The sequence below is a fragment of the Atribacteraceae bacterium genome, assembly GCA_035477455.1.
Lineage (GTDB): Bacteria > Atribacterota > Atribacteria > Atribacterales > Atribacteraceae > DATIKP01.
In genome coordinates this window covers 1-5,767 of sequence record DATIKP010000007.1, presented here as the reverse complement: position 1 = coordinate 5,767, position 5,767 = coordinate 1, and the positions used below count along the sequence as shown (strand labels likewise).

Here is a 5,767-nt window from a genome sequence, read left to right as displayed (position 1 = left end):
CTAACCACGAGGCCATGATTGCACACTCGAGCATCCCGTTGAGTCAGCCTCTGGTGGTGACCTTTCAGGGGGGGGATGTGTTCGGGCTCATCAGGGACCGGCTGTGGCAAGCCCGGGGCCGGATCCGGAAAGTGCAGTTTGTAGTCGATTATTATTTTATCATCCTGGAAAAATTCGGTGAATCTGCACCCTTTTATCCGGAACCTCTATGAACACACCATCCAGGTCATTGATACCATCAAACCCTCTACCGGGATACCGTTCAGGAATGATTGATATCTGTCTATCAAGTCTCAACAATAAACTGAATGAGGTCATGAAAGTTTTGACTATCGTCGATAGCATCTTCATTCTCCTTTGAAGATTTCTTTAAGGTTTTTCCGCATTTATACTTTCTTGCGTTGACTCATATACCATTTCTTCACAAGGGAGGCAATTCAGCATGAAAGAGGCTCTATCGAAAAACAGCCTCGCGGTAAAAAAGAAAAACGGTGCAAAAGGTCCGAAGACCCTGGGGCCGGTTTGCGATCTGGAGGAGCATGTCTTTCCCGATTGGTGGTGTCGGATTTTCAATTCACTCTATTTGAAAACCGATGCCGATGTAGTCGACGACCGGGAAATCACCCGGCAAGAAGTCGATCTCTATGTTCAGGCGGTTCCTCTGCAGGTGGAAGAACGAGTACTCGATCTGTGCTGCGGCCAGGGACGGCATTCGCTCGAATTGGCCCGCCGGGGGCTGAAACATCTTTTTGGGCTGGACCGGTCGCATTACTTGATTCAAAAAGCCAAGGCATCGGCAAAAAAAGAAAAACTGTCCATTCAATTTCGGGAAGGTGATGCCCGCCGTTTACCCTACCCGGTGGATTTTTTTGATGTGGTGTTGATCCTGGGAAACAGCTTCGGTTACTTTGAGTCCATCCAGGATGATTTGCGAGTGTTGAGAGAGGTCGCCCGGGTGTTAAAGCCCTGGGGTCGTATCCTGGTTGATGTAGCCGATGGTGAATACCTGAAAAAACACTTTCAACCCCGTTCCTGGGAATGGATTGACCGCAAGTATTTTGTTTGCCGGGAGCGATCCTTGTCGAAAGACCAAGAGCGATTGATCTCCCGGGAGATTATCAACCACGTGGAAAAAGGCGTGGTAGTGGACCAATTCTACGGAGAAAGACTTTATGCCCGGGAGAGTCTGGCTGAGTTACTGCAGTCCGGCGGGTTGTCCGAGGTGAATTACCATACTGAATTTTCCCCGGTATCCCAGCGCAACCAGGACTTGGGCATGATGGCTCAGCGCTTGATCGTCTCGGCCAGGGTCAAGAAAAACTGGGCACCGGTCAGGAAAAAAGGTGCCAACGGCATTCGTAATGTGGCAGTGCTCCTGGGGGATCCCGTCAAACCCGACCTGCTCAAGCCTGGCTCGATTTTTGACGATGACGACATCTATACCATTGATCAGCTCAAGTCCGCCCTTCGGGAATTGACCGGTTACCGGTTTTTCTATCTCGATGACCACGAAAGCCTGATCCGGGAATTGTTCCGGCTGAAGAACCGAGTGGATTTTGTCTTCAACCTCTGCGATGAAGGTTTTAAAAACGATCCGCGCAAAGAACTGCATGTCCCGGCCATCCTGGAAATGTTGGATATCCCGTACACCGGTTCCAACCCGCAATGCCTGGCGTTTTGTTATGACAAATCCCTGGTGCGGGGGGTAGCCAAGGAAATGGGGGTTCCCGTGCCTGCGGCCTGCTTCGTGCAGCCTGAACAGACGACCTTTGAATTGTCGATTAATTTTCCGGTTATCGTTAAACCGAATTACGGAGATTCAAGTTTCGGCATAACCCAGCGAAGTGTCGCGACCCAAATGGAGGAATTGATCAATGCGGTCACCCAGATCCGGGAACAATTCGGCTATGATAAGCCCATCCTGGTTGAGGAGTTTTTGCCTGGAAAGGACCTGAGCTTGGGCATTCTGGGTAATCCTCCCGACTCCTATACCGTGCTTCCCTTGATTGAAGAGGATTATTCTGCCCTCCCGCCAGAACTTCCCTGGATCTGTGGGTATGAAGCGAAATGGATTCCCGAATCACCATACTGGAAAATTCAATCCGTACCGGCTCGCCTTCCGGAAGAAGTGGAAAAAATTATGGTGGAAAACTCCTTGAAATTGTTTGAACGGCTGGAGTGCCGGGACTATGTACGTTTTGACTGGCGATTGGATGCCGGAGGTTCTCCGAAGCTCCTGGAGGTGAACCCTAACCCGGGTTGGTGTTGGGACGGTCATTTGGTCAAAATGGCTCGCTTTGCCCACATGAAATATCCGGAAGTTCTTGAAACCATTCTCAAGTCTGCTGAAATACGGTTGGGCCTTGCCGGCAAGGAAACCGAAACGCCGCATGAAGTAAAAAACGAAGAACTGTTAACCGTTTGAGGACGTCAAACCGGAGAGCGATTTGATTTGTTATGATAGAATGAAGGATTTCAGGTATCCGTTCGCACTGAAAGGGGGATTGCATCATGCAATTTCGTAAACTTGGATGGACCGACCTCAATCTCTCAGTGATCGGTTTTGGAGCCTGGGCTATCGGCGGAGGTGGTTGGAAGTTCAGCTGGGGTCCCCAGGATGATGCCGAGTCGATTGCCGCCATCAAAAAAGCGATCGAATTGGGTGTGAACTGGATAGACACTGCCGCTGTGTATGGATTGGGGCACTCGGAAGAAATGATTGGCCAAGCGATCAGGGAGATGTCCGAAAAACCCCTGATCGCTACCAAGTGTGCACTGGTTTGGGACAGCCAGGGAAACATCGGCAACCGGATCAAGGCCGAGAGTGTCCGGCGGGAACTTGAAGCGAGCCTGCGCCGCTTGCGGGTCGAGGTCATCGACCTTTACCAGATTCACTGGCCGGTCCCCGACGAGGAAATTGAAGAAGGCTGGGAAGCCATGGCGGAATTCGTCAAGGAAGGAAAAGTCCGTTACATCGGGGTATCCAACTTCAGTGTCGCGCAGATGAAGCGGATTCAGGCTATTCACCCGATTGCCTCTTTGCAGCCGCCCTACAGTATGTTGAAGCGGGATGTCGAAGTCGAGATTCTCCCCTATTGCGGTGCACAAAAGATCGGGGTCGTAGCGTATAGTCCTATGCAAAAAGGGCTGTTGACCGGGAAGATGACCAGGGAGCGGGTACAGGGGCTTGCTCCGGATGATCACAGGCGCAACGATCCGATGTTCCAGGAACCACAGATCAGTGCCAATTTGGAGCTGGTGGAAAAGCTCCGGGCCATGGCCGGACGCTACGGAAAAACGGTGGGAGAGTTGGTCATTGCCTGGGTGCTGCGGAGGCCGGAAATGACCTCAGCCATTGTGGGAGCGCGCAATCCCAACCAGATAGCCGAAACTGTCAAAGCCGGCGAATTCAATCTCTCTCCGGAAGATGTCGATACCATCGAAGGGTTTTTGAAATAACGGACCGCGAAGCTATCTTAATCTCGCTAACCCGAGGGGGCTTTCTCCTCGGGTTAGCCTGTGCTTGGGTCTTTACGAATAGCATCCCCTATCAGCTCTGCATAGTGGTTCTCTGCTCTCTCTTGCCGTTCACTATATTGAGAGCACAGGTATGGCACTCCCGTTCCGGTGGCTGATTTCTTCCAGGAAAGCGGTGAGGTTTGCTATGCTGCAATCTGAGCCAATTTCATGGGAGGCGGAGACAATGTAGCCATGATGTTTTCCCAAAATATCGATCAGCCGGCCGGTTTCTTCCCTGACCTGTTTTGGCGTACCGAAGGGCAGTGTCTCCTGGGTGCTCAGTCCTCCCATGAACGAGAGCCGGGATCCAAATTGTTCTTGGAGCACCCTGATGTCCATGGCCTGGGGCTGAACGGGCAGCAGGACATCGAGACCGATTTCAAGCAGGTCGTCAAGAATGGCAAAGACGTTGCCGCAACTGTGGTGAAAAACTGGCAGACCGGCTTGTTTGGCGATTTTCCAGATCGCCGCCAACCGGGGTTTCAGGAGGCTCCTCCACAGGGCTGGCGACAGCAGAAGACCTCTTTGGGTCCCGTAATCGTCACCGGTATAAATCCCGTCCACCCCGAGCTTGATCAAATTCTTCGTGACTTCGATCTGGCATTCGGTGATCCGGTCGAGGAGAATTTCCAGGGCCGACCGGTTCTCGGCGATATCGGTCATAAAATTTTCGAACCCCCGGAGAAGCCAGGCCCGCTCCATCAAAACCCACCCCTGGCTGCCCAGGATGAAATATTCCTGCCGCATTTGCTCCGTGATTTTCTCGGCATCCCGGTAAAGAATTGGATCTCCCGGGTCGGGGAAAGAGAAGGAAGAGGCGTTCTTCCAATCATTCAAGGGATGGAAGACAGGCAGGTAACCTTCTGATTTAACCAAATCCCATCCGACTCCGAACAGGTCGAAGTCCATCCCCCGCTCGCGGTCAACGGTCGCTTTCTGATGAGTATCGATATACCGGATGTGGTTACCGAGGGCGATAGAAAGCTCTTCATCGGTTAGCCTGAAGTGGGTTTCCACTATTTTTCGCATCCTCCGGGTAAATTCGACCTGGTGGGGCAGCCCTCCGTAAGGTTGCCGAGAAACAGCCATTTGAACCCGTTCTTTTGCGGTCATAAAACGCCCTCCCGCTTGAGTAAGGGGATTGCCGCGGCCCCCATTACGCTGGCCTTCCCTTTGAAACGGCCTGGCAGGATCCTGGGAGCAGTTCCCAGGCCGAAACGGTGGGTCTTTAGGGAACGACATACAAGATCAATAAAGAATTGTCCTGCTTCAATGACTCCGCCTCCCAGAATGATGACCTCTGGATCGAAAATTTCCGCCAGATTTGCCAGGCCAAGGGCCAGATAATATCCAGCCCGACCCGCGATAGCCGTGAAAGGAAACTCCCCTTTTCGGGCCTTGGTCAGAACATCTTCGCCGCGAACCGGCTTTCTGGAGACATGGAAGGCTTCCCGCTCCAGGGCGCTTCCCGAGGCGAGCGCTTCCAGACACCCATGGTTCCCACATCGGCAAAGCGGACCTCCCGGTTCGATGACCGTATGACCCAATTCAGCCGAAACACCATGGGCGCCCCGGATAATACGACGTTTCCAGACGAGAATCCCTGAGATTCCGGTTCCTACGCTGACGTAAACTAAATCCTGGAACGCCTTACCGGCTCCGTAATGAAGTTCGGCGATCGCGCCGCAGCGGACGTCATGTTCCAGGAAAAAAGGCGTTTTGATGACACTGCGGATCATTTCCCCGACCGGGATGTCCCGCCAGTTGAGATTTTCCGAAAAAACCAGTCTTTCCCGTTCAAGATCCAGGAGCCCCGGAAAAGAAAGACCTAAGCCGGTTGTTTCTTCCTGAGGGGGGATCTTTTCGAGAAAACGCGCGGCTAGATCACCAACCTGACGGATAACGGTGTTGACATCGCGGGAAGAATCCACGGCAATTTTCTCGAACGAGATAACCTCCAGAGTTTCGTCAACCAGAACAGCAGCGATCTTTGTCCCTCCCAGGTCCACACCTACTGAAAATGGCATGCTCTGTTCACTCCCAATAAAGATCAATTCAAGATTCAAGAATGGTTACTTTTAACCTTGCATCTCTCAGGATTCATTCCCCGCCGCTTGCGGCGGGGTCGTTTATTCTTGAAACCTTGCATCTCGAATTTGGAATCTCGTATACGCTTTTCCCCATTATATCTCATTTCCTGTTCTGGCTAATCGTTTCCAGAATCGGTATAATTAATTAAACATTGATT

Annotated in this window: 5 protein-coding genes; 3 read left to right on the top strand and 2 right to left on the bottom strand. The window is 52.0% G+C overall.

Annotated features, from left to right (window positions below; genetic code table 11):
• The 3 genes from VLH40_00300 to VLH40_00290 form a co-directional block, all read left to right on the top strand.
• Nucleotides 1-212 (top strand): hypothetical protein (locus VLH40_00300; GenBank protein HSV30451.1); only part of this gene is annotated, 212 nt, incomplete at its 5' end.
• A gap of 230 nt (nucleotides 213-442) precedes the next feature.
• Entirely contained in the window at nucleotides 443-2,425 is a 1,983-nt protein-coding gene (locus VLH40_00295; GenBank protein HSV30450.1) for a methyltransferase domain-containing protein, read from the top strand.
• A gap of 86 nt (nucleotides 2,426-2,511) precedes the next feature.
• A complete protein-coding gene (locus VLH40_00290) occupies nucleotides 2,512-3,459 on the top strand; it encodes an aldo/keto reductase (protein HSV30449.1) in 948 nt (315 codons plus the stop codon).
• A 132-nt stretch (nucleotides 3,460-3,591) separates the two neighbouring features.
• On the opposite strand, the gene VLH40_00285 is transcribed toward VLH40_00290, so the two are convergent.
• Both VLH40_00285 and VLH40_00280 read right to left on the bottom strand, forming a co-directional pair.
• Nucleotides 3,592-4,632 carry a uroporphyrinogen decarboxylase family protein gene (locus VLH40_00285; GenBank protein HSV30448.1) on the bottom strand — a complete coding sequence of 347 codons (1,041 nt, stop codon included), beginning with the start codon at nucleotides 4,630-4,632 and terminating at the stop codon, nucleotides 3,592-3,594.
• Nucleotides 4,629-5,546, bottom strand: a complete 918-nt coding sequence (locus VLH40_00280; protein HSV30447.1) for an ROK family protein — start codon at nucleotides 5,544-5,546, stop codon at nucleotides 4,629-4,631. The genes VLH40_00285 and VLH40_00280 overlap by 4 nt, the downstream gene beginning before the upstream one ends.
• Nucleotides 5,547-5,767: the final 221 nt, after the last annotated feature.

Coding starts and splice junctions, on each gene's coding strand:
- VLH40_00295 (HSV30450.1), top strand. CDS start 443: ATGAAAGAGGCTCTATCGAAAAACAGCCTCGCGGTAAAAAAGAAAAAC.
- VLH40_00290 (HSV30449.1), top strand. CDS start 2,512: ATGCAATTTCGTAAACTTGGATGGACCGACCTCAATCTCTCAGTGATC.
- VLH40_00285 (HSV30448.1), bottom strand. CDS start 4,632: ATGACCGCAAAAGAACGGGTTCAAATGGCTGTTTCTCGGCAACCTTAC.
- VLH40_00280 (HSV30447.1), bottom strand. CDS start 5,546: ATGCCATTTTCAGTAGGTGTGGACCTGGGAGGGACAAAGATCGCTGCT.